Annotated in this window: 25 protein-coding genes; 11 read left to right on the top strand and 14 right to left on the bottom strand. The window is 71.3% G+C overall.

The genetic code is table 11. The annotated features are described in order from the left end of the window. Positions 1-14: 14 nt before the first annotated feature. Positions 15-374: an arsenate reductase family protein gene (locus ACFVYX_RS25165; protein WP_389683731.1), complete on the bottom strand. Its 360-nt coding sequence runs from the start codon at positions 372-374 to the stop codon at positions 15-17. A 148-nt stretch (positions 375-522) separates the two neighbouring features. Between ACFVYX_RS25165 and ACFVYX_RS25160 the strand changes: the two genes are divergently transcribed. The 5 genes from ACFVYX_RS25160 (at position 523) to ACFVYX_RS25140 (ending at position 5,511) form a co-directional block, all read left to right on the top strand. Then, complete coding sequence (locus tag ACFVYX_RS25160) at positions 523-798, top strand: hypothetical protein (protein WP_389683729.1); 276 nt, start codon at positions 523-525, stop codon at positions 796-798. Between the two features lie 144 nt (positions 799-942). After that, a complete protein-coding gene (locus tag ACFVYX_RS25155; protein WP_389683728.1) occupies positions 943-1,635 on the top strand; it encodes a Crp/Fnr family transcriptional regulator in 693 nt (230 codons plus the stop codon). 107 nt (positions 1,636-1,742) lie between these two features. Further along, complete coding sequence (locus ACFVYX_RS25150; protein WP_389683727.1) at positions 1,743-2,648, top strand: hypothetical protein; 906 nt, start codon at positions 1,743-1,745, stop codon at positions 2,646-2,648. A gap of 65 nt (positions 2,649-2,713) precedes the next feature. Further along, positions 2,714-4,693 (top strand): hypothetical protein, encoded by a 1,980-nt coding sequence (locus ACFVYX_RS25145; protein WP_389683726.1) that lies wholly within the window; start codon positions 2,714-2,716, stop codon positions 4,691-4,693. Next, entirely contained in the window at positions 4,690-5,511 is an 822-nt protein-coding gene (locus ACFVYX_RS25140) for a hypothetical protein (RefSeq protein ID WP_389683725.1), read from the top strand. Before ACFVYX_RS25145 ends, ACFVYX_RS25140 begins: the two co-directional genes overlap by 4 nt. 135 nt (positions 5,512-5,646) lie before the next feature. Here ACFVYX_RS25140 and glnA read toward each other — a convergent pair whose 3' ends face one another. Beyond that, on the bottom strand, positions 5,647-7,071 hold the full coding sequence (glnA, locus tag ACFVYX_RS25135; RefSeq protein ID WP_389683724.1) for a type I glutamate--ammonia ligase: 1,425 nt from the start codon (positions 7,069-7,071) through the stop codon (positions 5,647-5,649). A gap of 244 nt (positions 7,072-7,315) precedes the next feature. On the opposite strand from glnA, the gene ACFVYX_RS25130 reads away from it, so the two are divergent. Then, on the top strand, positions 7,316-7,783 hold the full coding sequence (locus ACFVYX_RS25130; RefSeq protein ID WP_389683723.1) for an RDD family protein: 468 nt from the start codon (positions 7,316-7,318) through the stop codon (positions 7,781-7,783). Between the two features lie 147 nt (positions 7,784-7,930). Here ACFVYX_RS25130 and ACFVYX_RS25125 read toward each other — a convergent pair whose 3' ends face one another. The 4 genes from ACFVYX_RS25125 to lipB all read right to left on the bottom strand — a co-directional run bounded on the left by ACFVYX_RS25125 (position 7,931) and on the right by lipB (position 10,983). Beyond that, on the bottom strand, positions 7,931-8,635 hold the full coding sequence (locus ACFVYX_RS25125; RefSeq protein ID WP_389683722.1) for a DUF4191 domain-containing protein: 705 nt from the start codon (positions 8,633-8,635) through the stop codon (positions 7,931-7,933). A 10-nt stretch (positions 8,636-8,645) separates the two neighbouring features. Next, positions 8,646-8,861 (bottom strand): hypothetical protein, encoded by a 216-nt coding sequence (locus tag ACFVYX_RS25120; protein WP_055602841.1) that lies wholly within the window; start codon positions 8,859-8,861, stop codon positions 8,646-8,648. Between the two features lie 253 nt (positions 8,862-9,114). After that, entirely contained in the window at positions 9,115-10,071 is a 957-nt protein-coding gene (gene lipA, locus ACFVYX_RS25115) for a lipoyl synthase (RefSeq protein ID WP_389683721.1), read from the bottom strand. A gap of 102 nt (positions 10,072-10,173) precedes the next feature. Next, positions 10,174-10,983, bottom strand: a complete 810-nt coding sequence (gene lipB, locus ACFVYX_RS25110; protein WP_389683720.1) for a lipoyl(octanoyl) transferase LipB — start codon at positions 10,981-10,983, stop codon at positions 10,174-10,176. A 287-nt stretch (positions 10,984-11,270) separates the two neighbouring features. Between lipB and ACFVYX_RS25105 the strand changes: the two genes are divergently transcribed. Further along, positions 11,271-12,797 (top strand): regulator, encoded by a 1,527-nt coding sequence (locus ACFVYX_RS25105; protein ID WP_389683719.1) that lies wholly within the window; start codon positions 11,271-11,273, stop codon positions 12,795-12,797. A 28-nt stretch (positions 12,798-12,825) separates the two neighbouring features. On the opposite strand, the gene ACFVYX_RS25100 is transcribed toward ACFVYX_RS25105, so the two are convergent. After that, on the bottom strand, positions 12,826-14,202 hold the full coding sequence (locus ACFVYX_RS25100; RefSeq protein ID WP_389683718.1) for an NAD(P)/FAD-dependent oxidoreductase: 1,377 nt from the start codon (positions 14,200-14,202) through the stop codon (positions 12,826-12,828). Between the two features lie 174 nt (positions 14,203-14,376). After that, positions 14,377-15,288: a TIGR01777 family oxidoreductase gene (locus ACFVYX_RS25095; protein WP_389683717.1), complete on the bottom strand. Its 912-nt coding sequence runs from the start codon at positions 15,286-15,288 to the stop codon at positions 14,377-14,379. A 46-nt stretch (positions 15,289-15,334) separates the two neighbouring features. On the opposite strand from ACFVYX_RS25095, the gene ACFVYX_RS25090 reads away from it, so the two are divergent. Continuing rightward, on the top strand, positions 15,335-15,844 hold the full coding sequence (locus ACFVYX_RS25090) for a GNAT family N-acetyltransferase (RefSeq protein ID WP_389683716.1): 510 nt from the start codon (positions 15,335-15,337) through the stop codon (positions 15,842-15,844). On the opposite strand, the gene ACFVYX_RS25085 is transcribed toward ACFVYX_RS25090, so the two are convergent. After that, positions 15,834-16,559: a TetR/AcrR family transcriptional regulator gene (locus ACFVYX_RS25085; RefSeq protein WP_389683715.1), complete on the bottom strand. Its 726-nt coding sequence runs from the start codon at positions 16,557-16,559 to the stop codon at positions 15,834-15,836. The two genes, ACFVYX_RS25090 and ACFVYX_RS25085, sit on opposite strands and share 11 nt — an antisense overlap. A gap of 106 nt (positions 16,560-16,665) precedes the next feature. Here ACFVYX_RS25085 and ACFVYX_RS25080 point away from each other — a divergent pair, with 106 nt between their 5' ends. After that, positions 16,666-17,460 (top strand): SDR family NAD(P)-dependent oxidoreductase, encoded by a 795-nt coding sequence (locus tag ACFVYX_RS25080; RefSeq protein WP_389683714.1) that lies wholly within the window; start codon positions 16,666-16,668, stop codon positions 17,458-17,460. Positions 17,461-17,538: 78 nt separating this feature from the next. Here ACFVYX_RS25080 and ACFVYX_RS25075 read toward each other — a convergent pair whose 3' ends face one another. Beyond that, on the bottom strand, positions 17,539-18,060 hold the full coding sequence (locus ACFVYX_RS25075; RefSeq protein WP_389683899.1) for a DUF4240 domain-containing protein: 522 nt from the start codon (positions 18,058-18,060) through the stop codon (positions 17,539-17,541). A gap of 98 nt (positions 18,061-18,158) precedes the next feature. Here ACFVYX_RS25075 and ACFVYX_RS25070 point away from each other — a divergent pair, with 98 nt between their 5' ends. After that, positions 18,159-19,079, top strand: a complete 921-nt coding sequence (locus ACFVYX_RS25070; RefSeq protein WP_389683713.1) for an SDR family oxidoreductase — start codon at positions 18,159-18,161, stop codon at positions 19,077-19,079. A gap of 28 nt (positions 19,080-19,107) precedes the next feature. Here the strand turns inward: ACFVYX_RS25070 and ACFVYX_RS25065 are convergent, their stop codons facing one another. After that, entirely contained in the window at positions 19,108-20,070 is a 963-nt protein-coding gene (locus tag ACFVYX_RS25065) for a helix-turn-helix transcriptional regulator (RefSeq protein WP_389683712.1), read from the bottom strand. Between the two features lie 68 nt (positions 20,071-20,138). Between ACFVYX_RS25065 and ACFVYX_RS25060 the strand changes: the two genes are divergently transcribed. Beyond that, positions 20,139-21,527 (top strand): protein kinase, encoded by a 1,389-nt coding sequence (locus ACFVYX_RS25060; protein ID WP_389683710.1) that lies wholly within the window; start codon positions 20,139-20,141, stop codon positions 21,525-21,527. Positions 21,528-21,662: 135 nt separating this feature from the next. Here the strand turns inward: ACFVYX_RS25060 and aceE are convergent, their stop codons facing one another. The 3 genes from aceE to sucB form a co-directional block, all read right to left on the bottom strand. Then, positions 21,663-24,368 carry a pyruvate dehydrogenase (acetyl-transferring), homodimeric type gene (aceE, locus tag ACFVYX_RS25055; RefSeq protein ID WP_389683709.1) on the bottom strand — a complete coding sequence of 902 codons (2,706 nt, stop codon included), beginning with the start codon at positions 24,366-24,368 and terminating at the stop codon, positions 21,663-21,665. A gap of 291 nt (positions 24,369-24,659) precedes the next feature. Further along, positions 24,660-25,283 carry a GntR family transcriptional regulator gene (locus ACFVYX_RS25050; protein ID WP_389683708.1) on the bottom strand — a complete coding sequence of 208 codons (624 nt, stop codon included), beginning with the start codon at positions 25,281-25,283 and terminating at the stop codon, positions 24,660-24,662. Positions 25,284-25,403: 120 nt separating this feature from the next. Continuing rightward, positions 25,404-26,517, bottom strand: a 1,114-nt coding sequence (gene sucB, locus ACFVYX_RS25045; RefSeq protein WP_389683707.1) for a 2-oxoglutarate dehydrogenase, E2 component, dihydrolipoamide succinyltransferase, incomplete at its 5' end; no start/stop codon positions are given.

The following is a 26,517-nucleotide window of genomic DNA, read 5'->3' as shown; positions in this document are numbered from 1 at the left end:
CCTCGCTCCTCCGGTCAGCGGGACAGGGCGTCCCGGACGGCCTCCTCGGACCGGCCGACGACGGCGGTGCCGTCCTCGGCGGTGATGATGGGCCGCTGGATGAGCTTGGGGTGCTCGGCGAGCGCCTCGATCCACCGGTCGCGGTTCTCGGCGTCCCGGGGCCACTCCTTCACGCCGAGCTCCTTGGCGTCGGCCTCCTGGGTCCGCGTGATGTCCCACGGTTCGAGCCCGAGCCGTCCGAGCACCGCCCGGATCTCCTCCGGCGAGGGCACGTCCTCCAGATAGCGCCGCACGGTGTACTCGGCGCCCTCTGCGTCGAGAAGGGTGAGGGCGCTGCGGCACTTGGAACAGGCGGGATTGATCCAGATCTCCATACGCCCACGGTACCCCCCAGCCCTCCCTCCACCACCCCCCAAACCCTGTCTGGCCAGGGGCGATTGTCAGTGGGGGCTACTAAAATAGGGGGTGAAGGTGAGGGTCCCGGGGAGGGCCCCCACCCCATCGTTCGCCAGGAGGTAGCCCATGGCTCTGGCCGTGATCCGGACGCCGTCCATCGAACCCTGGAAGCCCCTCCAGAGGAAGCCCCTGCCCGCGGGCCGCCCCCGCGAGTGGTACGTGACGCACAACCGGCGCCTGAAGGCCATGCGCCTCGCGATCGCCCTCCTCGACGCCGGCGTCTACGTCCCGTCGAAGGCGACGAACGCGACGATACGCACCACGGCCGACCACATCGGCATCCACCCGCCCTCGGACACCACCTGCCGCATGGTCCGCACCTTCATCCGCTACGGCCGCTGACCGGGCCGGAAGTCGCGGAGGGGCCGCCGTCCCGGGAGCCCGGGTCAGCGGCTCCTCCGCCTTGTCGCTGGGGCAACCACACGTATCAAGCCATCGAGAGCGAATCACCGGAGGGAGACAGTCCCCCAAGGATAGAACCGCGTTATGACGGTTGATCCCGGAGAAGTGCCAGGACCTGGCCAGCGACTGTCCCCGGATGTGTGGCGGGAACTGTGCGGCCTCGGAGTGGAACGACGGTTCTGGGCCGGCAGCACCATGCTGCGTCAGGGTGCGTCGGGCACCCACCTGCTGGCACTCACCGATGGGCTGGTCAAGGTTGTAAGGCGGGAGGAGAGCGGGGAATCCACGCTGCTGGCCTTTCGTGGCCCAGGTGACCTGCTGGGTGAGGTGGCCGTCTTCGATCACCAGGTACGGATCGCCGATGTCATCGCGCTGCGGCCTTGCAAGGCGGTGACGCTGGAAGCCGAGAGGTTCCGCGCCTTCGTGCAGCAGCGGGGCCTGGTCATGGAGCTGATGCAGCAGACGCTTGCCCGCCTTCGTGAGGCCGACCTGAGACATGCCGAACTGCAGCGGCTTCCCATCCCTACGCGTCTGGCCCGATCACTCGTACGTCTGGCGGACCTCATGGGACCCGTACCGGTCGGTGACGGGCCGTTGCGGCTGACAGGGCTGACCCAGGAGGAGCTTGCCCAGGCCATCGGCGTCACCCGGAACGCCGTCGTCGGCAGCCTTCACGAACTGCGTCAGGCCGGAGCGGTGGAAACGGGACGGCGAGTGATCGGGATCTGCGACATGGACACGCTCCGAGCCTGGGCGGCCGGGATCGAGAACATGTGATGGTCACCACCTCCCAGGCGCACAGCGCTGGGCATTCGACGAGCGCACCTCCGTCGATGCTTGCGGCGGGCCGCGGATCTGCGGCCCCTGCCCCTCGGAGGTCGCCCATGTCCCAGCAGCTGCCCACATTGTGGACCGAGAGCCGTCCCCTGCCGCCCTACACGGCCGTGCTGGCCGTCGACGCCAAGTACTTCACTGGTCTGCCGGCCATTCTGCACGCTCCCGTCAGCCAGATGATCCCCGAGCTCGTCGACCAGGCGCTGGTCAAAGCCGGGCTGACCGGAGTGCAGCAGGACAAGAGGTTTTTGGCCAACACGGGAGACGGCATCGTCTTCGGCTTCGATCCGACGCAGCTGCCGTTCGTCATCTCGCCATTCCTGAACGTGCTGGACGAGGTACTCGCTCAGTACAACGCCCTGTCGGTCGGCCCCCGCATCCGTCTGCGGGCCAGCGTGCACGTCGGCCCGCTGCCGGACGAGGGCCGGTCGAGTGACGGCAACGGAACGCCCCGTAACGACACCCACCGGCTGCTGGACTCCCGGCCCGTCAAGGCGGTCCTGGCCTCCTCCAGTGAGGAGACCACACACCTCGCGGCGATCCTCTCGGACCGGGTGTACGAGGACGTGGTGCGGGGTGGCTACGCGGGCCTGCACCCGGACCGGTGCATCGAGGTACCCGCCACGGTCGAGGGGAAGCCCTTCGCACAGCGGGCCTGGCTGTTCATCCCCTCGCCCTCCGCAGCCCTTTTCCGAGCGGGTGTCCTGACCCCCGACACGCCGCGCGAGCCTGATGGGACGACCGGGCCGTCCGACCGTCCCGGCGAGCAGCTGGGAAGGGTCTACCAGGGCAACACGCAGGAGGTCCGCGAAGGCATGGCCATCATGGGCGACGTGTCCGGCGGTGCCAGCTACCAGGGCGGTGCCACACACAACAACGCCACCAACCAGCACTGGGGTGGCGGGGACAACGTCTCGGGCACCAAGAACACGGGCGCGTCCGGGGAGCAGCGGTGACCGCGCCTGGAGCTGAGGGGACTTTCGAGGATGTCCCGCAGGGCGCTGCGGCTACCGCGCCGAGCGTGCCGTCGACGTACGAGGGCAACGAGCAGCGCGTGCGGGACGGATTGGCGCTGATGGGGAACGCCTATGGCGCCATCACCGTCAACAACCTCACGGTTCGTCGTGACGGCGAGGCGGAAGGAAAGATCGCGAAGCCACGGTTTCGTGAGGGTCCGTACCCGCCGGAAGAGGTCGGTGACCGGCTGCGCGCCTTCGTGGAACCGAGGTCCTACGCGCTCTGCAAGGAAGCCCTCCGTGGACGGCGCGTGTTGCTGCTGCGGGGCGAATCCGGAAGTGGCACCAGTACGGCCGCTTTCGCGCTGCTTCGCGACCTGACCGGCAACGGTCGGATCATCGGTCTCGACTCGGCCAACGGCCTGACCGACTGGCAACCGTCGATGTCAGCCGGTTACGTGGTCCAGGGCAACGCGCCTGAGGCCGGGGAGCGGCTCGACGAAGTGGCGCTCAACCAACTCACCGACCGTCTTCGCGGCAAGGACGCGTACCTGGTGGTCATCGTGAACCAGGTGAGCACGTTGCCGCGAGCAGTCCAACTTTGGTGTCACAATCACATCGCGCCTTCGCCCCGCGATGTGGCGCAGGCACGGCTGAACGGCATGGCCAACGAAGGAACCCTCAGCGTGGAGCAGCTGAGAAAGGCGGTCAATTCGCTCGACCTGCCGCCGTTCAGGGACATCCTGGCTGCCGAGCGATCTCCGGGCGCTGGCGTCGACGTGGCCGAGGAACTGCGGGAAGTCGCGGCCAACCGCCGAACGCCGGAGGCTGCGGCCGACAACCTGCGGGCCGGGACCGCCGAGGCAGCGAAGAAGCTCCTGAACAGTGTGCGCCGCAACGTCGATGACCTGGCCCTGACCGCGACCATCGCCCTGCTCGAGGAACAGGACCGTTCGGTCGTCGAGAGGTTCGCCGCACAGCTCAGGCCGCTGCTCAGCACGCGTGCCACACCGTCACCCGGGGAGGCGATCGATGACCTCCTCGGCCGTGACATCGACGACCGTCTCGCAAAGGTGCAGGCGCGGCTGCTGCCCCGTATCGCGGGAACCTCACGGAGCCATCGCTACTGGAGCGAGCCCGTGGCCTTTCGCGGCAAGCACCTTGGCGAGCAGGTCCTCCGGCGGCTTTGGCTCGACTACGAGGGCTTCTCCGAAGTCCTGATGGCGTGGATGCGTGAACTGCCCTACGAGCCCGGAGTGGACAGGGCTGCGGGTCGACGGATCGGACAGGTGCTCTGTCAGGCATCAGGCCCCGATGTCCTCCGGCAGCTCGACCCGTTCGCCGGCTCCTCTCTCAGCTGGCAGCGGAGACTCGCTGCCCACGCCCTCGGAGAAGTGGTCCAGGACGCGATGCTTTCCGCCGCAGTCCGAGCGCAGCTGCGTCAATGGAGCCGCCTCAAGGCGCCCGAAATGCGCTGCACGGTAGCCGAGGCCTGCGCCGGCAGCCTGGGGCTTGCTCTGCCCCACTTCGCTGTCGACCTGCTGCACACGGTCCTGGACGCCAAGGGCGGACCTTTGGGTGACGACGTGTACCGAGCGGTCTCTGCCGGACTGGGTGTGCTTCTCACCGAGGACGCCAACAGAGAACGTGTCGTCGGCAAGCTCACCACCTGGCTGGGCGAGACACGTGACACCGCCCGCCACACGTACGCGGTTCGAGCGGTCCACGCTCTGTGTGACGGCGGTTTTCCCGCGATCAACCGAGCCGGTGTCCGCAAGGTGACCCTCGCGGACCTGTTCGCCGGCTCCTGGGAGCCTCTCGTCCCTCTGGTACTGGCTGCGCTCGACGACGACCAGTTGCACGACGCGATGGTGAAGGGCCTGTCGTCTATGGAATCCTCCCTGGGACCGGACGGACGCCTGAGGGTGGAAGCCTTCCTCGGCGCGGTGGCGAAGGCCTCGGGAGGCAGCCGGGGCCTTCGTAGACTTCTCTTCGCCCGAATCCGTGACCGTGCTCCGGTCCCAGCGAGGGAGGCCGTGCGATGATCGATGCTCTCGTGGAACCGTTGACCACCTCCCCGCTGCGCAGCCTGCTCCGTCTCCGGCTCGGCACCCGGGTCGACCGTGCGCTGGTGTTTCTCGCGGCTGGCGAGGAACCGCGGGTGGCGCGTCCGAAGCGCGATAAGACGTGCCCCTACCGGGCCCCGCGCATGACCTCGGTGGGCCGCAGAGGCTTCGATCAGGCGTACTGGGTGTCGTTGGTGGAGCGCGACGCCGTGGTGGACCTCCAGGACCGTCGGTCGGACACGTGGGCCGGAGACTCGACGCGAGCGTCTGTCACCTGGCGGGTTGCGGACCCCGTAGTTGTCACCAGGGAGCGTCTGTCAGCGCGGGAAGTACCGCCGTGGATCGCCCACGATGCTGCCAGGCGGAACCTGCGTGCTGGCATGGACCACGGGGAGTTCGAGATTCCGGAGGTGGGCATCTCCTACCGGCTCGGGCGATCGGTGCCGGCGGCTGTCCCTCAACTTTCGCAGACAGCCGGCATGCCGTTCGTCTGGGGCGACGAGCGACGGGAGGCCTATCGCTTCTACCGCGAAGCGGTGGCTCAGGGCCCGTACAGCCTTGCCGGGCTCTGGCTGCTGCACCATCCGGATCAGGCACGGGAGGTTCTCGACTGGACCGTGCAGAACCGGAGCGTTCTCAGCGACCAGGCCGAATGGGAACGGTCGCTCGTGGCGCTGTTGCAGGGATTGACCACAGAGGACCGCGGCTTCATCGGGATCAAGATGGCCGAACTCCTCAGCGGAATGGGCGTTCCCCAGGCCGACGAGACGCTGCGCCGCGTGCAGTCCGCACAATGACGTCCAGGGTATGGTTCGGCGACCTCGTGAGCCGTTCTCGAGACAAGCGGCCTGAAGCGGCCCGGTCGCCGAACGGCGAAGGCCGCCGCCCCCGATTTCGGGGCGACGGCCTTCGGCACGTGCCAAGGCTCCGGCTTAGAGGTCGAAGTACAGCTCGAACTCGTGCGGGTGCGGGCGCAGCTGGATCGGGGCGATCTCGTGGGTGCGCTTGTAGTCGATCCACGTCTCGATCAGGTCGGAGGTGAAGACGCCGCCGGCCTGGAGGTACTCGTTGTCGTTCTCCAGGGCGGAGAGGACGGCCTCGAGGTTGGTCGGGACCTGCGGGACGTTGGCGTGCTCCTCGGGAGCCAGCTCGTACAGGTCCTTGTCGATCGGCTCCATCGGCTCGATCTTGTTCTTGATGCCGTCGAGGCCCGCGAGGAGCAGCGCCGAGAAGGCGAGGTACGGGTTCGAGGACGGGTCCGGCGCGCGGAACTCGACGCGCTTGGCCTTCGGGTTCGAGCCGGTGATCGGGATGCGCATGGCCGCGGAGCGGTTGCGCTGCGAGTACACCATGTTGACCGGGGCCTCGAAGCCCGGGACCAGGCGGTGGTACGAGTTCACCGTCGGGTTGGTGAAGGCGAGCAGCGACGGCGCGTGCTTGAGGATGCCGCCGATGTAGTAGCGGGCGGTGTCCGAGAGGCCCGCGTAGCCCGTCTCGTCGTAGAACAGCGGGTCGCCGTTCGACCACAGCGACTGGTGGACGTGCATGCCCGAGCCGTTGTCGCCGAAGATCGGCTTCGGCATGAAGGTCGCGGTCTTGCCGTTGCGCCAGGCGACGTTCTTCACGATGTACTTGAAGAGCATCAGGTCGTCGGCCGCGGCGAGCAGCGTGTTGAACTTGTAGTTGATCTCGGCCTGGCCGGCGGTGCCGACCTCGTGGTGCTGGCGCTCGACCTGGAGGCCGACGTTCTCCAGCTCCAGGGAGATCTCGGAGCGCAGGTCGGCGAAGTGGTCGACCGGCGGGGCCGGGAAGTAGCCGCCCTTGTAGCGGACCTTGTAGCCGCGGTTGTTCTCCTCCGCACCGGTGTTCCAGGCACCGGCCTCGGAGTCGATGTGGTAGAAGCCCTGGTTCGCCGAGGTCTCGAAGCGGACCGAGTCGAAGACGTAGAACTCGGCCTCGGGGCCGAAGTACGCGGTGTCGGCGATACCGGTGGAGGCGAGGTACGCCTCGGCCTTCTTCGCGATGTTCCGCGGGTCACGGCTGTACTGCTCGCCCGTGATCGGGTCGTGGATGAAGAAGTTGATGTTCAGCGTCTTGTCGCGGCGGAAGGGGTCCACGCGGGCCGTCGACAGGTCGGCGCGGAGCGCCATGTCGGACTCGTGGATCGCCTGGAAGCCGCGGATCGACGAGCCGTCGAAGGCGAGCTCCTCCGCCGGGTCGAAGGCCGTCGCCGGGATCGTGAAGTGCTGCATCACGCCCGGAAGGTCGCAGAAGCGGACGTCGACCATCTTGACGTCGTTGTCCTTGATGAACTTCTGGACCTCGTCGGCGTTCTGGAACCCGTGCTTCTCGGACATCCCACTCCTCCTACTCCCGGCCCGGGGAGGGGCGGGGTTGCAGCTCGGTCATGCGGCCAGTGCGGTGGCACACGCTGGACCCGACCATAGGCAGACGGGATTTCTCAAGCATGACCCATTTGTTTCGTCCAAGTTAACCGGGGTGGGTGCCGTTCCGGTGTCCGGCGCCGTTCACCGCCCGATGCGGCCCGTGTTCGCCGACCCGGGCCGAAGTGATCAAAAACGGGCGCAGTACCGTGGTCGGGTGGACAACAGGCAAGCACTCGGATCATGGCTCTCCGGCCCCCGCGCGGCGGCCGAGGACGCAGGCGTCGACTTCGGTTACCGCGGTCAGCAGCTGGGGCTGCCGGAGGAGGGCCCCGGTTCGATCGCCCGCCCCGGCAGGCGCCTCGGCGCCCTCGCTGTCGACTGGGCCCTCTGCACGCTGATCGCATACGGCCTGATCACCGACGGCTACAACCAGGCGACCGGCAACTGGGCCCTCCTGATCCTCCTCGTCCTGAGCGTGCTGACGGTCGGCACCATCGGCTCGACGCCCGGCAAGCGCCTCTTCGGCCTCGGGGTCGTCTCGGTGCGCGGTGGCCGGCTCGGCCTGCCGCGGGTGGCGCTCCGCTCCCTGCTGGTCTGCCTGGCGATCCCGGCTCTCATCTGGGACCGCGACGGGCGCGGCCTCCACGACCGCCTCTCCGGCGCCGTCCAGGTCCGTATCTGACCGCCATGAGCGCGTGACGTCTTCACCGTCATGACTGTCATGAGCGTGTGATCGTCATGAGCGTGTGAGCCGCTGATCGTCATGACATGCGAGAGGGGCTCCGGACCTCGCGGTCCGGAGCCCCTCTTCTGTGTTCGGTCGGGCGCGTCAGCGCATCTTTCCGCCCCGCGGCATCCGCATGCCCTTCGGCATCGGACCCTTCGGGAGCGGCATGTTGCTCATCAGGTCGCCCATCGCCCGCAGCCGGTCGTTGGCCGCCGTCACCTGCGGGCCGGTGAGCACCCGAGGCAGCTTGAGCATGGTCGTACGGACCTTCTTCAGCGGCACCTGGCCCTCGCCGTCGCCGACGATGATGTCGTGCACCGGAGTGTCCACCACGACGCGGCTCATCCGCTTCTTCTCGGCCGCGAGCAGCGTCTTGACCCGGTTCGGGTTGCCCTCGGCCACCAGCACGATGCCGGCCCGGCCGACCGCCCGGTGCACGACGTCCTGGCTGCGGTTCATCGCGACCGCGGGGGTCGTCGTCCAGCCGCGCCCGACGTTCTGCAGCACCGCCGCGGCCGCGCCCGGCTGGCCCTCCATCTGCCCGAAGGCCGCGCGCTCGGCGCGCCGCCCGAACACGATGGCCGCCGCCAGGAGCGCCAGGACGAAGCCCAGGATGCCCAGGTAGACCGGGTGCCCGATCAGGAAGCCGATCGCGAGGAGGACACCGAGTACGACGATGCCCACGCCTGCGACGACAAGTCCGACCTTCGGGTCGGCCTTTCGGGTCATCTTGTACGTGAGGGCGATCTGCTTGAGCCGCCCCTGGTTCGCAGCGTCAGCGCTGCCCGTGTTTGCCTTCCTCGCCATGTCCTGAAGTTTACGTGGCCCGGGAAGTCCGGCCCGACGCGACCTCCATCACGTGCTGGGCCTCCACCCGGTCCCTGGCGCGACGGCGGTCCTCCAGGACGGAGTTCCAGGCGTTGCGCCGTGCGGTGCGCTGCCCGGCGCCGAGGAGCAGTGCCTCCACGGCCTTCAGGGCGTCGGTGACGGACGGGATCGCGGTGACGCGGACGTGCGTCGATGCGGCCGGCATGTCGGGGTCCTCCCTCGATTGCGGGTGAGACGAGGCGGGGGTGTGAGCAGGCGGTGGCGGTGAGTGAAACCAGGCTCACAGATCGGTGTTACCAGGGCGTGACCCGGTGGTCAAACACTGATGAAACGTTGATACGGCCAAGTGGGCGGCCGGGGAGACGCCGACGCGGCCCGTACCTCCCCGCTGAGCTGCGGGAGCGTACGGGCGGCGCCGGATTCGGCCACTACTGACCGGTAACTACTTGTGCTCGGGTTCACACGCCCTGGGCGGCGGCGCGCTTCTCCATGGCCTGCTGGTACAGCCGGCCCGCGCGGTACGAGGAACGGACCAGCGGGCCCGACATCACACCGGAGAAGCCGATCTCGTCGGCCTCCTCCTTCAGCTCCACGAACTCCTGCGGCTTCACCCAGCGCTCCACGGGGTGGTGCCGGACCGAGGGGCGCAGGTACTGGGTGATCGTGATCAGCTCGCAGCCCGCGTCGTGCAGCTGCCGGAGCGCCTCGCTGACCTCCTCACGGGTCTCGCCCATGCCGAGGATCAGGTTCGACTTCGTGACCAGACCGTAGTCCCGCGCCTGCGTGATGACGTCGAGGGAGCGCTCGTAACGGAAGCCGGGACGGATCCGCTTGAAGATCCGCGGCACCGTCTCCACGTTGTGCGCGAAGACCTCGGGGCGGGAGGCGAAGACCTCCGCCAGGAGCTCCGGCACCGCGTTGAAGTCGGGCGCGAGCAGCTCGACCTTGGTGCGGCCCTCGGCGCGCTCCGCCGTCTGCTGGTGGATCTGGCGCACGGTCTCCGCGTACAGCCAGGCGCCGCCGTCCTCCAGGTCGTCGCGCGCGACGCCCGTGATGGTGGCGTAGTTCAGGTCCATCGTGACGACGGACTCGCCGACGCGGCGGGGCTCGTCACGGTCGAGCGCTTCGGGCTTGCCCGTGTCGATCTGGCAGAAATCGCAGCGCCGGGTGCACTGGTCGCCGCCGATGAGGAAGGTCGCCTCACGGTCCTCCCAGCACTCGAAGATATTGGGACAGCCCGCCTCCTGGCAGACCGTGTGCAGCCCCTCGCTCTTCACGAGGCTCTGCATCTTCGTGTACTCGGGCCCCATCTTCGCCCGGGTCTTGATCCACTCGGGCTTGCGCTCGATGGGGGTCTGGGCGTTCCGGACCTCCAGGCGCAGCATCTTGCGTCCGTCGGGTGCGACTGCGGACACATCGGCTCCTGTAGCTTCGATTCTTCGGCGCACACCAGGGTACGCCGTTGCTTCCCATGCCTTACTACTGCTGGCCAACCTCTGGCCAGTGCCCTGCATTCCTCAGGCCGAGGCCGTCTCCACCGGACGCTCGATCTCGCGCGGCTTCAGCTCCGCACCCTCCATGACCTCCCGCAGGCGGCGCTCCACCACCGGCAGCACCTCCGCGATCGAGATGTCCCGGCCCAGCTCGTTGGCGAGCGAGGTCACGCCCGCGTCACGGATGCCGCACGGGATGATCCGGTCGAACCACGCGTTGTCCGGGTTCACGTTGAACGAGAAGCCGTGCATCGTGACGCCCTTGGCGACCCGGATGCCGATGGCGGCGAGCTTGCGGTCCTCGCGGCGCTGGCCGGCGTTGGACGGGGCGTACTCGGGGCCGTTCAGGCGCGGGTCGAACTCCTCGTCGTTCAGACGCGGGTCGAAGTCGAGCGAGAGACCGCCGAGGGACGGCCGCTGCTCCACCGGGTCACCGAGTACCCAGACGCCGCTGCGGCCCTCGACCCGGGTCGTCTCGACCCCGAACTCGGCGGCCGTGCGGATCAGCGCGTCCTCCAGACGCCGGACGTGCGCGACGACGTCCACCGGGCGGGGCAGCTTCATGATCGGATAGCCCACCAGCTGGCCGGGGCCGTGCCAGGTGATCTTGCCGCCGCGGTCGACGTCGACCACCGGCGTCCCGTCGAGGGGGCGCTCGCTCTCCGCCGTGCGCCGGCCGGCCGTGTAGACCGGCGGATGCTCCAGGAGCAGACAGGTGTCGTCGATCTCGTCCGCGAACCGCGCGGCGTGCACCTCGCGCTGCTTGTCCCAGGCCACCTGGTAGTCGACGGCTTCCTCGCCGAATCCAAGGCGGACGAATCGCAGCTCACTCACGGCCATGCCTCCTCCTGGGTGCCGGGGCCGGGGACCGGGGATCATCCCGGGCCGGCTCGGCACCATGCGTCATTCGCGCCCATGCCACTGTACGGCGGTGCCGGGAAAGCCCCTCCGGCAGGTGGACGAGGGCGCCCGCGTCAGCGATGCCGTCAATCCTCACACGATCGGATGAATGTGGGGCGAAGGTGGCGGTACAGGCCGTCAAGGCCGCTAAATTCACGCCGTTCCATGAGGGTCCGACGGGGCTGCCGCCCGGACCCGGAAGGCAGGAGACCGCACAGCTGATGACGGAACGACCACCGCAGCGCATCCCGAACCGCCAGCTCGCCGCGCTCATCGCCGAAGCCGGGTTCTCCCACGCCGGGCTCGCGAGACGGGTGGACCAGCTCGGTCTCGAACACGGTCTCGACCTGCGGTACGACAAGACCTCCGTGACCCGCTGGCTCCGCGGCCAGCAGCCGCGGGGCACGACACCCGCGCTCATCGCCGAGGTCTTCACCCGCCGGCTCGGCCGCCGCCTCTCCGCCCAGGACCTCGGCCTCGACGCCTGCGCGCCCGTCTACGCGGGCCTGGAGTTCGCCGCGACCCCCGAAGAGGCGGTCGACATCGTCAGCGGGCTGTGGCGCAAGGACTCCGGCAGCCACGCCGAACTCCGCAAGATCGCCTTCACTCCGGCGGGCCTGGTCGTCCCCAGCCGCGACTGGCTGATCGGGCGCCCCGACGACCGCGTGGCACGCGGGGAGCAGCCGCCAGGCCCCCGCGCCCCCGCCCCGCCCGTGGCCGCCGAGGCCCGGTTTCCGCAGGACACCCGCCTCGGACACGACCCGCGGCCCCCGCACGACCCCCGGGTCCCGCCGCAGGGGCGCTTCTCCGTCCCCCGGCAGCGCGGTACGGACCGGGGGCCCGGCCAGCGGGTCTCCAGCGGGGACATCGCCGCCCTCCGCTCGGTCGGCGAGCTCTTCCGCACCCTCGACCACGCCTACGGCGGCGGCCACGCCCGGCAGGCCCTCGTCCGCTACCTGGAGCACGAGACCGAGCCGATGCTGCGCGGCACCTACGGGGAGTCCGTCGGCCGCCGTCTCTTCGCCGCCGCCGCCGACCTCACCCGGCTCGCCGGCTGGACCTCGTACGACATCGCCGCCCACGGGCTCGCCCAGCGCTACTTCGTCCAGGCACTGCGCCTCGCCCAGGCCGCGGGGGACCGGGCCTACGGCTCGTACGTGCTCCTCACCATGAGCTGCCAGGCCGTCTACCTCGGCCACGGGCGCGAGGCCGTCCAGCTCGCCCGGGTCGCCCAGCAGGGCGTCGGGCCCGCCGCGCCGCCCGTCGTCCAGGCGATGCTGCACGCGGTCGAGGCGCGCGGGCACGCGGTCCTGGGCGAGGCGCGGGTGTGCAGCGCCTCGCTCGTACGGGCCGAGCGCGCCCTCGAAGCGGCGCGGCCCGGTGACGAGGTGCCGTACTGGGCCCGGATGTTCGACGAGGCCCAGCTCGCCGACGAGCTCGGACACTGCCACCGCGACCTCCAGCAGTACCGCCCGGCCGCCCAGCACGCCGAACGCGCCCTCCAGCTCCGCGCCCCCGGCTTCGCCCGCAGCCGCCTCTTCTGCCGGGTGGTGCTCGCCACGTCCCGCCTCGCGCTCGGTGAACTCGACCAGGCCTGCGCGCTGGGTGCGGAGGCGGCGCAGCAGGCGTCGGAGATGCGGTCGGCGAGGGCGGTGGAGTACGTACGCGACTTCGAACGCCGCCTGGAGCCTTACCGCGACGCGGCAGCGGCCCGTACCTACCGCGACCGGGTGGCCACCCTCGGCTGACCGCCGCCGCCCCGCCGGCGGGACGTCCTCAGGCCGCCTCCTCCGGGGACCGGGCTTCCCGGGGGCACGGGACGCCCAGGTCCCTCAGGAGGGCGTGGGCCGCGCGTGTGCCCGAGGAGAGCGCTCCCTGAAGCGTGCTCGTGGCGCGGTGGTCGCCGCAGACGTACAGCCCCGAGAGCAGCCGTACCGAGCGGCCCGCGTCGTGCGGCGGCACCATCGCGGGATAGGCGTCCCGGGTGTGGTGCTGGGCCAGCAGCTCCCACTCGTCGGTCGACGTGCCGTACAACGTGGCGAGGTGCTTGCGGACCCGCCGCTCCGTGTCGTCGGGCGGTGTCCCGAGCACCGTCGAGGTGATCAGGGCCCGGCCCCGGGGCGCCCGGCGCGGGTCGACCGCGCTCATCACGGCGGTGTGGGCGACCGGCCCGCCCGGATCGGACTCCAGGAGCAGCGCCGGCTCCCCGGTGGGTGCCACGGGTGCCGTGTGATGGAGCACCGTCACGGAGTGGAAGGCGGGCGTCCGCAGCCCCGGAAGCAGCGCGGCCGCCGTCCGCGCCCCCGTGGCGAGCACCACCGAACGGCAGCGGAACACCCCGTGTTCGGCCGTCGTGACCCGCGCGATCGACGCCTCCGTGACACGGACGCCGGTACGGACCGTGCCCGGCGGCAGCGCGGCCGCGAGCCGCTCGGGGAGCGCCGCGGAGCCGCCCTCGGGGACGGCCGCCCTGCCCCGGGCGAAGGCGCGCAGCGCGAGGTCCGCGCGACGGCTCGACGTGCCGAGGTCCGGGTCGCCGAGGAGCGCCGCGAGCAGCGGCCGCAGCACTCCCTGGACGGTCCGGGCGGGCAGCCGGGCGGTGAGGGCCTCGCGCGCGGTCCGCTCGGGACGGGCGAGGATCCGCTGCGTCGGGGTCGCGGCGAGCCGGACGAGGGAGGCGCCGAGCCGCGCCTGGTCGAGCGAGGAGGCCGGATGCCGGGGGGCGCTCGCGAGGGCGCGCGCCACACTGAACGCTCCCCCCACGCTCCGGTGGCCCGTCCCCCGGGCTCCCCCGGCGGCCCGGCGCGGCTGCGGGACGCCCCACCGCGCGTACCGCCCGTCGCTGTGCACGAGCGCCCCCGGGGCGAAGGGGCGCAGCACCAGGCCGTCGAGCCCCGGGGTGGCCCGCAGCTCCTCGTGCGACAGGGTGAGCAGCGGCCCGACCCGGTCGAGCAGGAAGCCGTCGACGGACTCGGTCGCCATCCGGCCTCCGATCCGGGGCTCGGCCTCCAGGACGGCGACGGAGAGCCCCGCGCCGGTCAGCCGGTGGGCGGCCGCGAGGCCCGCGACCCCGGCTCCCACGATGACGACGTCGACGGCCTTCGTGGCGTCCGTTCGCTGTGCGGTTTCTGCGCTGTCTGCGCTGCTGAGCACGTGCCCCTCCCCAGGTCGGCGCGGCCGGTGGGAGGCCTATGCCCCCAACCGGCCTCCGGAATGCCCGAGTTCGCGGTTCGTGTCGAGCCTAGGCAGCGCTCCCACGGGTGCCAGCAGCGCGCGCGGGGGTGCGTGCGGCACAGGGGAGCGCAGGAGGACCGGAGAGCGCTTCGCTCAGTGGGCCGCCGCCCTGATCGACTCGTCGATCGTCGGGAACGCGAAGTCGAAACCGGTCTCCAACAGGCGCCCCGGCAGCACCCGCTGACTGCCCAGCACGTCCTGCGCGAAGTCCCCGAGCACCACCTTCAGGGCGGGCGCCGGAACCGTGAACAGCGTCGGCCGGCGCAGGACCCGCCCCATCGCCGCCGTCACCTCGCGGTTGGTGACCGGCTCGGGCGCCGTCAGGTTCACCGGGCCCGAGAGCGACGGGGTGTCGACCAGGTGCCGGAGGGCGGCCACCTCGTCGTGGAGGGAGATGAACGACCAGTACTGGCGGCCGTCGCCCATCCGCCCGCCGAGCCCGGCGCGGAACACGGGGAAGAGCCGCCCCCACGCCCCGCCCTCGCGCGCCACCACCAGGCCGGTGCGGGCGTACGTGACCCGGATGCCCGCTTCCTCGGCGGGGGCGGCCGCCGCCTCCCACTCCACGCAGACCGAGGGCAGGAAGCCCGTGCCCGCGGGGGCGCTCTCGTCGACCGCGCGGCTGCCGGTGTCCCCGTACCAGCCGAGCGCCGTACCGCACACCAGGCTCTCGGGCGGCTCCGCGAGCGAGGCGAGGGCCTGCGCGACGGCCGTCGTGCCGAGCACCCGGCTGTCCCGGATCTCCCGCTTGTACGCCTCGTTCCAGCGGCGCTCGCCGACCCCGGCGCCCGCCAGGTGGACGACGGAGTCGACGCCGACCAGCCCGGCGGCGTCCACGTACAGCCGTCTCGGGTCCCACTCGACCTCGTCGGCGGTACGGGCGGGCCTGCGGACGAGCCGGAGGACGTCATGGCCGTCGGCGCGCAGGGAGCGGACGAGGGCCGAGCCGATGAGCCCGGTCGCTCCGGTGACGGCGACACGCTTGCGGGTGGCGGAACGCTGCATGGGGCCATCCTGCCCCGCCCGCCCCGTACGTGACACAGTGGCCGTCATGAAGAGGTCGGAGGGTCCGGAGACACGGATACGCGGGGCCGAGCCCGGGGACGAGGACGCCCTCGCCGTGCTCGACCGGGACACCTGGTCGCCCCTGCACGCGGTACTGCCGGCGCCCACCCCGCCGTACGAGCCGTTCTTCGACGCCCGGCACCGGCCCGAGGACTACCTGGTCGCGGTGCGCGGCGGCGCGGTCGTCGGCTACGTCCGGGTGGTGCCGCCCACCCCGCTCGCGGCCAACGCCCACGTCCGCCAGATCCAGGGCCTCGCCGTCGCCGAGACGGCCAGGGGGCACGGCGTGGCGCGGGCGCTCCTGAGGGCCGCGATGGACAAGGCGCGCGCGGACGGCGCCGTGCGGATCACCCTCCGGGTCCTCTCCCACAACGCCCCCGCGCGGGCGCTCTACGCCTCCGAGGGCTTCGTGGTCGAGGGAGTGCTTCCGGACGAGTTCCTGTTCGACGGCCGGTACGTGGACGACGTCCTCATGGGCAGGACGCTCAGGGGCTGACGCCCGCGCCCGGAGCGCCGCCGGCCGGACCCAGCAGGCGCATGCCGCCCATCAGTTCCCGCAGGCACCGGACCGCGAGTTCCGCCGGTGCGCCCTCGCCGCGCACCGGCGCGTCCGTCTCCGCCCAGGTCTCCAGGGCGAGCCGGACGGCGTCCGTGGCCGCCGCCGCCGCGAGCCGCACTTCCAGCACGTCGGCGTCCGGCCCGGCGAGCCCGGCGACGACCTCGCGCAGCCGCTCCTCCGACTCCTGGTTGACCCGGTACCAGACGGCCCGCAGCGCCGGGTCCTCGGCGGCCGCGCGCAGCAGGCCCCGGGTCCAGCGCAGCCCCTCGTCCGCGGCCTCGTCCGCCGGGGTCAGCGACGCGGCGATCGAGCGTTCCAGGGCCTCGGGCAGGCCGGAGCCCGGTTCCGTCGCGGCGAGGATCTCCCGCCAGCGGTCGCCGCCACCCGCGAGGAGCGGGGCCACGGCGTCCTGCTTGGAGCGGAAGTACCGGTAGAAGGTGCGCAGGGCGACTCCGGCCCGCAGGGCGATGTCCTCCGCGGTGGTGCCGTCGGGGCCGTGCTCGGTGAAGAGCTCGGCGGCGGCGCGCGCGATGTCCAGCTGGGTGGCGGCCTTGCGGCGTTCCGTCAGCGTCCGGGTGGGGGGCGTGGCGCCCTCGGGCTTGGTGCTCACCGTACGAAGAGTACGCCCGTGACCGCCGAACGTGCACGACATGCAGCTATGGCAAAACGTGCCACTTGGGCGTACGGTGGCAGCATTCCGCACCGCATGACCGCGCAGGCCGGCGCATGACACCGCATGACATCGAGAGGTTGACGCCATGAACCAGCTGACCCGTTACGAAGGACGCCGCGCCCTCATCACCGGCGGCGGCTCCGGCATCGGCCAGGCCACCGTCCTCCGCATGCTCGCCGAGGGAGGCCGGGTCGTCGCCGCCGACATCAGCGAGGACGGCCTCAAGGACACCGTGGCCAAGGCCGGCGACGCCGCCGACCGCCTCACCACCGTCGTCCTGAACGTCGCCGACGAGACCTCCGTACGCGCCGGCGTCGCCGCCGCCGTCGAGGCGCTCGGCGGCCTGGACGTCCTGGTCAACGCGGCCGGAGTCCTGCGCTCCTCGCACACCCACGAGACGAGCCTCGACTCCTTCGAGCAGGTGATACGGATCAACCTCACCGGCACGTTCCTTATGATCCGCGAGGCGATCCCCGCGCTCCTGGAGGGCAACGGCGCGGCCGTCGTGAACTTCTCCTCCACCTCCGCGATGTTCGCCCACCCCTACATGGCGGCCTACGCGGCCAGCAAGGGCGGCATCCAGTCCATGACCCACGCCCTCGCCGCCGAGTACGCCAAGCAGGGCATCCGCTTCACCGCCGTCCAGCCCGGCTCCATCTCCTCCGGCATGACCGACGGCACCGGCGCCAGCCGCCAGAGCGTCGGCCCCGGCCTCCCCGAGGACACCGACTGGTCCCTCTTCACGAAGCTCGCGCCCGCCCTCGGCCAGGGCTTCGCGGGACCCGAGACCGTCGCGGGCGTCGTCGCCATGCTGGCGAGCGAGGACGGCGCGTTCATCACCGGCACCGAGATCCGCGTCGACGGCGGCACGCACTTCTGACGCGGACGACGGCCTCCGACGGCGGGAGACGCGTACGAAGGTCTCCGCTGGCTTGACGTCCGCCGCCGGAGGCCCCGGTCACCCCGCGCCGAAGCGCTCCCAGAGCCGGGGGAAGCGGGCCGCGAGCACCTCGTCGTCCGCCAGGTCGAAGGGGGTCCCGAGCGGCTCCCCGCCCGGCATCGGAATGCCCAGATCAGGGGTCTCGGCACCGGTCAGCCGCTCGTACGCCTCGTCCGCCGCGAAGCCGATCTCCTCACCGTCCCCGTCGATCTCCACGTCGAAGTCGCCGAGCAGCTCCGCCAGCGCGTCCGGATCGTGCACCGCGCCCTCGTAGACCTCCCGGCCCTGGCTGATGAGCCAGCAGCGGAACGAGTCGAAGGTCTCGTCCCCCGCCCCGTCGAACAGCACCGCCGCCGCACCCCACAGATCCCAGAGGTACGCGCGGTTGTAGCGGGCCTCGAAATGGCGCGCGTAGTCGAGCACGGAGTCGGGGTCCAGCCGGGTCAGCCGTTCCACGAGCAGATCGGCCTGCTCCTCGGGGTCGCCCTCGGCTTCCTCGCGGGTGGAGTCGATGATCTGCCAGAACTCTGTCTCGTCCATCACGGCACCAGCATCGTGGCTCGGGGGGTGCGACGCACCCGGAAAGCCCGAAATGAAACCGGACAGAAGGTGTCGTACTTTCCTGCGAGTCTGATGCCATGACGACTGAGAAGAAGCCCCTGCACGGACGGATCTGCCTGGTCGCGGGCGCCACCCGGGGAGCCGGGCGGGGCATCGCCGTCCAGCTCGGAGCCGCCGGAGCCACCGTGTACGTCACCGGCCGCACCACCCGCGAGAAGCTCAGCGAGGTCGGCCGGGCGACCGAGACCATCGAGGAGACGGCCGAACTGGTGACGGCCGCCGGAGGCGAGGGCATCGCCGTCCCCACCAACCATCTGGAGGTGGAGCAGGTCCGGGCCCTCGTCGACCGCATCGACCGGGAGCGGGGGCGGCTCGACGTCCTCGTCAACGACGTGTGGGGTGGCGAACACCTCCTCGTCTTCGGGAAGAAGACCTGGGAGAACGACCTCGCCCAGGGCCTGAGGATGCTCGAACTCGGCGTCCGGACACACGTCATCACCTCGCACACCGCCCTGCCGCTGCTCATCCGCCACCCGGGCGGCCTGGTCGTCGAGGTCACCGACGGCACCGCCGAGTACAACGGCACCCGGTTCCGCGAGAACCTCTTCTACGACCTCGCCAAGAACGCCCCGATCCGGATGGCCTTCGGCCTCGGCGGGGAACTGGAGGAGTACGGCGGCACGGCGGTCGCCCTCACCCCCGGCTGGCTCAGGTCCGAGCAGATGCTCGCCGGGTTCGGCGTCACCGAGGAGAACTGGCGTGACGCCGTCGGGAAGATCCCCGACTTCGCCGTCGCCGAGTCCCCGGTGTACGTGGGACGGGCCGTCGCCGCCCTCGCCGCCGACCCCGACCGGCACCGCTGGAACGGCCGGTCGCTCTCCAGCGGCCAGCTGTCCGGAGAGTACGGCTTCACCGACGCGGACGGCTCGCGGCCCGACGCCTGGGGCTTCATCCTCGCCGGTGAGACGGGCAAGCCGGACGTGAACGACTACCGGTAGGGACAGGGCGGAGCCGTACGGACGAGACTCACTTGTACGCCTCCGCCATCGCGCGGGCCGCCTCCCCGAAGCGGGCGCGCAAGGAGGCCGGGGCGAGCACCTCGGCCTCCGCGCCCAGGGCCAGGAGCTGGGAGAAGGCGACCTCCTCGCTCTCCACCGCGAGCGTCACCGTCACCCGGCCCGCCGCATCCCGCGTCCCCGCCGCCAGAGCCTCCTCGGCGGCCGCGCGGTCCGTCACGTACGGCAGCCGGCGGCCCCCCGCCTCCGAGAGCCGTACGACGGCCTCCGCGCGCAGGATCGACCGGGCGAACTCCGCCGCGCGCTCGGCCCAGAAGGCCGGCAGGTCGAAGTCCTCGTCCCGGACGAACCGCTCCCCGGCCAGGGCGACCGCCACGAAGCGATCCACCCGGTAGGTGCGGAACGCCGTACCGGAACGCGCGCACAGGTACCAGACGCCCGCCTTCAGGACGAGACCGTACGGGGCGAGCTCGCGCTCCACCTCTCGGTCGCCCCGCCGGTAGCGGGCGGCGATCACCCGGTCGTCCCAGACCGCCTCCGCGACCGGCGGCAGCATCTCCGGTGTCTCCGGCTCCTGGTACCAGCCCGGCGCGTCGAGCAGGAAGCGCTGTGCCACCGAGTCCGGGGCGTCCCGCAGCGAGGGCAGCAGCGCCGCCGACACCTTGAGCCGGGCCGCCGACGCCGCGTCCTCAAGACCCATGTCCCGCAGCGCGCCCGGCAGCCCGGACAGGAACAGCGCCTCGGCCTCACCGCGCGCCAGGCCCGTGAGACGGGTGCGGTAGCCGCCGACGAGCCGGTACCCGCCGGCCCTGCCCCGGTCCGCGTACACGGGAACCCCCGCCTCGGAGAGGGCCAGGGCGTCACGGGTGATGGTCCGTTCCGACACCTCCAGCTCCTCGGCGAGCTCGGCCGCCGTCATCGACGGACGGGACTGGAGCAGAAGGACCATCTTGATCAGCCGGGCGGCACGCATGCCCCCACCCTGCCATCCATACTGGGCCCGGGGGCGCGGAGCCTGAGGGACCACCGGGGAGGGGCACGATGCGGGGGACGGTGCTGGACGGGCGGTACGAGCTGGAGACCCGGCTCGGCCGCGGCGGGATGGGGCAGGTGTGGAGCGCCCTCGACCGCCGGATGCAGCGGAGCGTGGCGGTCAAACTCGTCACCGCGCTGCCGGAGATGGGCGAGGAGGAGACCTTTCTCCGCTTCCGCCGGGAGATCCGTTCGGCGGCGAGCCTGCCCGGCCGGTACACGGTCACGGCACATGACTGCGGATCGGCCGAACTCGACGGCGAGCGCGCGCTCTATCTGGTCATGGAGCTGCTGACCGGCCGGACTCTCACCCGGACCGTCCTCGACCGGCGTCCGCACTGGCACGTCGCCGTCGCCTGGGCGCGTCAGCTCGCCACCGCCCTCGAAGCGGCCCACTCCCGCCGGATCGTCCACCGGGACATCAAGCCCGACAACGTGATGTTCGCGGACGACGGCGACCTCAGGATCCTCGACTTCGGCGTCGCCAAGTTCCTCGGGGACACCCTCAGGGTCGGCGGGCTCACCGGCACCGGCGTCGCCATCGGCACGCTGCTCTACATGTCACCGGAGCAGGCCCTCGGCGAGCGGACCGTCGACCACCGCACCGACCTTTACTCCCTGGGCTGCGTCCTCTACTTCGCCCTTACCGGCCGCGCGCCCTTCGCCGCGGACAACATGCTCGGCCTGATCAACCAGAAGCTGCACGGCACGGAGCTCCCGCCGCACCACCACGACCCGGTGATCCCGGCCGAGCTGAGCGCGCTCGTCATGGAACTGCTCGCCCGCGAGCCGGCCGACCGGCCGGAGTCGGCGGCGGTCGTCCTCGCCCGGCTCCGCGCGCTGACCGAGCCCGTCGCCGCCGCTCCCGTGTCCTCCGGGACGGGGGACGTGGAGAGCGAGCGGGAACGGATCCTCGCCGAGGCCCGGCGGGACGCGCAGGCCGTGCGCGCGGCGGCGGACGCCCTTCTCAAGGAGACCCGCGCCAAGGCCGCGCAGGCCGCCGCGGACTTCGAGACCAACCTCGCCCGGCGGCGCGAGCAGTCGCAGAAGGACCTCGAAGAGCGCCAGGCCAGGGCGGAGCGGCGGCTCGCGGAGATCGAGCAACGGGCCGAGGAACTCCGCGTGGAGGCGCGGGCGCTGCGGATGGACGCGGAGAGCAGGGCCCGCCGGACGGTGGAGACCGCGCAGCTGCAGGCCGACGACATCGTGGCCGACGCCAACGCCCAGGCGGACCGCGTCCGCGGTGAATCGGAGCGTGAGCTGGCCGCCCTGACCGAACGCCGCGACAAGCTCCAAGCCCAGCTGGCTCAGATCCGCGAGATGCTGGCACTCCTGACCGGCCCTGCCGCGCCGAAGGAGCCGCCCCGCACCGGCGCCCCACAGGCGCTCGACGACTGACCCGGGTCCCTGCGGCCGGCCCCGGCCCCGGCCCCTGCCCCCGGCCCCTGCCCGGTCCGGTCCGGGAACGACCGGGGGGCCGCGCCGTACGGAGAACGTACGTGCGCGGCCCCCCGGCCCAGGAAAGCCCAGGCCCTACAGCCCGTAGCGCTCGCGCGCCTCCTTCACGGCCGTCGCCTGTACCTCGCCGCGCCGCGCCAGCTGTGCGAGCGCCGCGACGACGATCGACTGGGCGTCGACACCGAAGTGGCGGCGGGCCGCGTCACGGGTGTCCGAAAGGCCGAAGCCGTCGGCGCCGAGCGAGGACCAGTCCTGCTCGACCCACTGCGCGATCTGGTCCGGGACCTGGCGCATGTAGTCGGAGACGGCGAGGACGGGGGAGTCGACGCCCTCCAGGGCCTTGCGGACGTACGGCACCTGCTCCTCGCCGCGCAGCAGCGCCGCGTCGGCCTCCAGGGCGTCGCGCCGCAGCTCCGTCCAGGAGGTCGCGGACCACACGTCGGCGCCCACGCCCCACTCGGCGGCGAGCAGCTTCTGCGCCTCCAGGGCCCAGTGGATGGCCGTACCGGAGGAGAGGAGCTGGATGCGCGGGGCGTTCGCCGGCAGGTCCAGACCGGCCGACTCCGCGGTGTTGAAGCGGTAGAGGCCCTTGACGATGCCCTCGTCGATGCCGGCCGGCTTGGCCGGCTGCGGCATCGGCTCGTTGTAGACGGTGAGGTAGTAGAAGACGTTCTGGTCCTCGCCCTCGGCGGCCTCGCCGTACATCCGGCGCAGACCCTCCTTGACGATCGCCGCGACCTCGTAGGCGAACGCCGGGTCGTACGTCAGGGCCGCCGGGTTCGTCGCCGCGATCACCGGCGAGTGGCCGTCGGCGTGCTGGAGGCCCTCACCGGTCAGGGTCGTACGGCCCGCGGTGGCGCCGACGAGGAAGCCGCGGCCGAGCTGGTCGCCGAGCTGCCACATCTGGTCGGCGGTCCGCTGCCAGCCGAACATCGAGTAGAAGATGTAGAACGGGATCATCGCCTCGCCGTGCGTGGAGTACGCGGTGGAAGCGGCGATGAAGTCGGCCATCGAACCGGCCTCGGTGATCCCCTCGTTGAGGATCTGGCCGTTGACGGCCTCCTTGTAGTACATCAGCTGGTCGCGGTCGACCGGCTCGTACGTCTGGCCCTTCGGCGAGTAGATGCCGAGCGACGGGAACAGCGACTCCATACCGAAGGTACGGGCCTCGTCCGGGACGATCGGGACCCAGCGCTTGCCGGTCTCCTTGTCGCGGATCAGGTCCTTGACCAGGCGGACGAACGCCATCGTCGTGGCCATCGACTGCGCGCCGGAGCCCTTGTCGAAGGCGGTGAACGCCTTCTCGGCCGGGGCAGGCAGCGGGGCCAGCGGCTGGGTGCGGCGGGCCGGGGCCGGGCCGCCGAGGGCCGCGCGGCGCTCCTGGAGGTAGCGGACCTCGGGGGAGTCGGCGCCGGGGTGGCCGTAGGGCACCTGGCCGTCGACGAACTGCGCGTCCGTGATGGGGAGGTCGAGCAGGTCCCGCATGTTCTTGAACTCGTCCGTGGAGAGCTTCTTCATCTGGTGGTTCGCGTTCTTCGACGCGAAGCCCTCACCGAGGGTGAAGCCCTTGACGGTCTGCGCGAGGATGACCGTCGGCGCGCCCTTGAACTCCACGGCGGCCTTGTACGCGGCGTACACCTTGCGCGGCTCGTGCCCACCGCGGGAGAGGTGGAAGCACTCCAGGATCTTGTCGTCGCTCAGCAGCTGCGCCATCGCGACGAGCGCCGGGTCCTTGCCGAAGAAGTCCTGGCGGATGTAGGCGGCGTCGCGGGTCTGGTACGTCTGGACCTGCGCGTCCGGCACCTCGCGGAGGCGGCGGACGAGGGCGCCGGTGGTGTCGAGCGCGAACAGCTCGTCCCAGGCGTTGCCCCACAGCGACTTCACGACGTTCCAGCCGGCGCCGCGGAACTGGGCCTCCAGCTCCTGCACGATCTTGAAGTTGGCGCGGACCGGGCCGTCGAGACGCTGCAGGTTGCAGTTGATGACGAAGGTCAGGTTGTCCAGACCCTCGCGGGCCGCCAGGGCGAGGGCGGCGGTCGACTCGGGCTCGTCCATCTCGCCGTCACCGAGGAACGCCCACACGTGCGAGGCGGAGACGTCCTTGATGGAACGGTTCGTCAGGTAGCGGTTGAAGCGCGCCTGGTAGATCGCGGAGAGCGGGCCGAGACCCATGGAGACGGTGGGGAACTCCCACAGCCACGGGAGGCGCCGCGGGTGCGGGTAGGAGGGCAGGCCGTTGCCGCCGGACTCCTGCCGGAAGTTGTCGAGGTGGGCCTCGTTCAGGCGCCCGTCCAGGAACGCGCGGGCGTAGATGCCGGGGGCGGCGTGACCCTGGATGTAGAGCTGGTCGCCGGAACCGTCGGCTTCCTTGCCCTTGAAGAAGTGGTTGAAGCCGGTCTCGTACAGCCAGGCGGCCGACGCGAAGGTGGCGATGTGGCCGCCGACGCCGTACTTGGAGCCGCGGCTGACCATCGCGGCCGCGTTCCAGCGGTTCCAGGCGGTGATCCGGCGCTCCATGTCCTCGTCGCCGTCGAACGCGGCGCCCGTCGGCTCGGCGGAGGTGGGGATGGTGTTGACGTAGTCCGTCTCGAGCAGCTTGGGCAGGGCCAGGCCCGCGCCCTCGGCGTGCTGGAGGGTGCGGCGCATCAGGTAGGCGGCCCGGTGGGGGCCGGCGGCCTTGGTGACGGCGTCCAGGGAGGCCGCCCACTCGGCGGTCTCCTCGGTGTCACGGTCCGGGAGCTGGTCGAGCTCGCTCGGAATCTTGCCTACGGGATCGGTCATGATCGCCGCCTTCCGGACAGATGGGGGTGAAGAAGGGGTGCCTTGTCTGGCAGGACAGGGCGAAGGGCCGGGTAGCGGCCCGCCGAAGACTGTAAACCGGCGATCGATGATCGATCAAAGGGTTGAAGGGGAAAACCTCTTCAGATCGAGAAAGTCGGCACAGGGTGCCGCGGATCGGGGCACCCGGTGCCTTGTTTTCGCAGGTGAGGGCCGCTTTCTGAGGGGGTGCTCGCACGAATGAGCGGGCCCGCCGGAGGGTGGGCCCGCTCACTGTCCGTGACGAGAAAGGGGTCAGGCGCGCGGCGCGCAGCCCAGCACATGCGCCTTCACCAGGGCCCCGATGTTCGGGTCGCCCCGCCGGAAGGCCTCCACCAGCTCCTGGTGCTCCTCCGCGTACGACTTCTGGACCGTGCCCAGCCACCGGATCGACAGGGCGGTGAAGACCTCGATGCCCAGGGTCTCCCAGGTGTGCAGCAGGACCTTGTTCCCCGCAGCCTTCACCAGCTCCCGGTGGAACGCCACCGTGTGCCGTACCTGCGCCGTCCCGTCGGAGGTCGCGTCCGCCTCGTACAGCGCGGCCACGTGCGGTTCGAGCGCCGAGCAGTCCGCCGCGAGCCGGCCTGCCGCCAGCTCGGCCGCGATCTGCTCCAGGCCGGCGCGGACGGGGTAGCTCTCCTCCAGGTCGGCCGCGGTCAGATTCCGCACCCGTACGCCCTTGTTCGGCGCCGACTCGATCAGGCGCAGCGACTCCAGCTCGCGCAGCGCCTCGCGGACCGGGGTCTGGGAGACCTCGAGCTCGGTCGCGATCCGGCGCTCCACGATCCGCTCGCCCGGCTTCCAGCGGCCGCTGACGATCCCCTCCACGATGTGCTCGCGGATCTGCTCGCGCAGCGAGTGGACGACGGGGACGGTCATGAAGCGGCTCCTCGGGGAGTGTTGACTCTAAAGACAATACGGCGGCGCCCCCGCCCGGAAACACTTCCGGACGGGGGCGCCGCAGGTGAGGCTCGTTACGTTGCCACGGAGGCCACGCGCTTACAGACCGAGGTCGACCTCGAACTCGCCGGCCTCGAGGATCGCCTTGACCGAGGTCAGGTAGCGGGCGGCGTCGGCGCCGTCCACCAGACGGTGGTCGTAGGACAGCGCGACGTACGTCATGTCGCGGATCGCGATCGTCTCACCCAGGTCCGGGTGGTTGATGACGACCGGACGGCGCACGGTGGCGCCGATGCCCAGGATGGCGACCTGGTTCGGGGGCACGATGATCGTGTCGAACAGCGCGCCGCGCGAACCGGTGTTGGAGATGGTGAAGGTCGCGCCGGCCAGGTCGTCCGGCGTGATCTTGCTGGCGCGCACGGCGCCGGCCAGCTCCGCGGTCTTCTTCGAGATACCGGCGATGTTGAGGTCGCCCGCACCCTTGATGACCGGGGTCATCAGACCCTTCTCGGAGTCCACCGCGATACCGATGTTCTCGGTGTCGAAGTAGGTGATCGTGCCCTCGTCCTCGTTGATCCGGGCGTTGATGACCGGGTGGGCCTTCAGCGCCTGGGCCGCCGCCTTCACGAAGAACGGCATCGGGGAGAGCTTGACGCCCTCACGGGCGGCGAAGGCGTCCTTGGCGCGGGCGCGCAGCTTCATCAGCTTGGTGATGTCGACCTCGACGACCGAGGTCAGCTGGGCCTGGCCGTGCAGCGCCTTCATCATGTTGTCGCCGATGACCTTGCGCATGCGGGTCATCTTGACGGTCTGACCGCGCAGCGGGGAGACCTCGAGAGCCGGAGCCTTCGCAGCGGCCGGAGCGGCGGCGGGGGCAGGGGCCTGGGCGGCCTTCTTGGCCTCGGCGGCCGCGAGGACGTCCTGCTTGCGGATACGGCCGCCGACGCCCGAACCCTTGACGGCCGCCAGGTCGACACCGTTCTCGGTGGCGAGCTTGCGGACGAGCGGGGTCACGTACGCGCCGTCCTCCGACGGAGCGGCCGGAGCCGGGGTGACCAGCGCCGGAGCGATGGACGGGGCCTGCGCGGCCGGAGCCGGAGCGGCGGCCGGGGCGGCCGGAGCCACCGGCGCGGGAGCCGCGGCGGCGGGGGCGGCCGGGGCCGGGGCCGGAGCAGCCGGAGCGGCCGGAGCCGGGGCGGGGGCGGCCGGGGCC

This window comes from Streptomyces sp. NPDC058326 (assembly GCF_042879855.1).
Classification (GTDB): Bacteria; Actinomycetota; Actinomycetes; order Streptomycetales; family Streptomycetaceae; genus Streptomyces.
The sequence above is the reverse complement of the archived record's forward strand: the minus strand, read 5'-3'. Positions and strand labels throughout refer to the sequence as shown.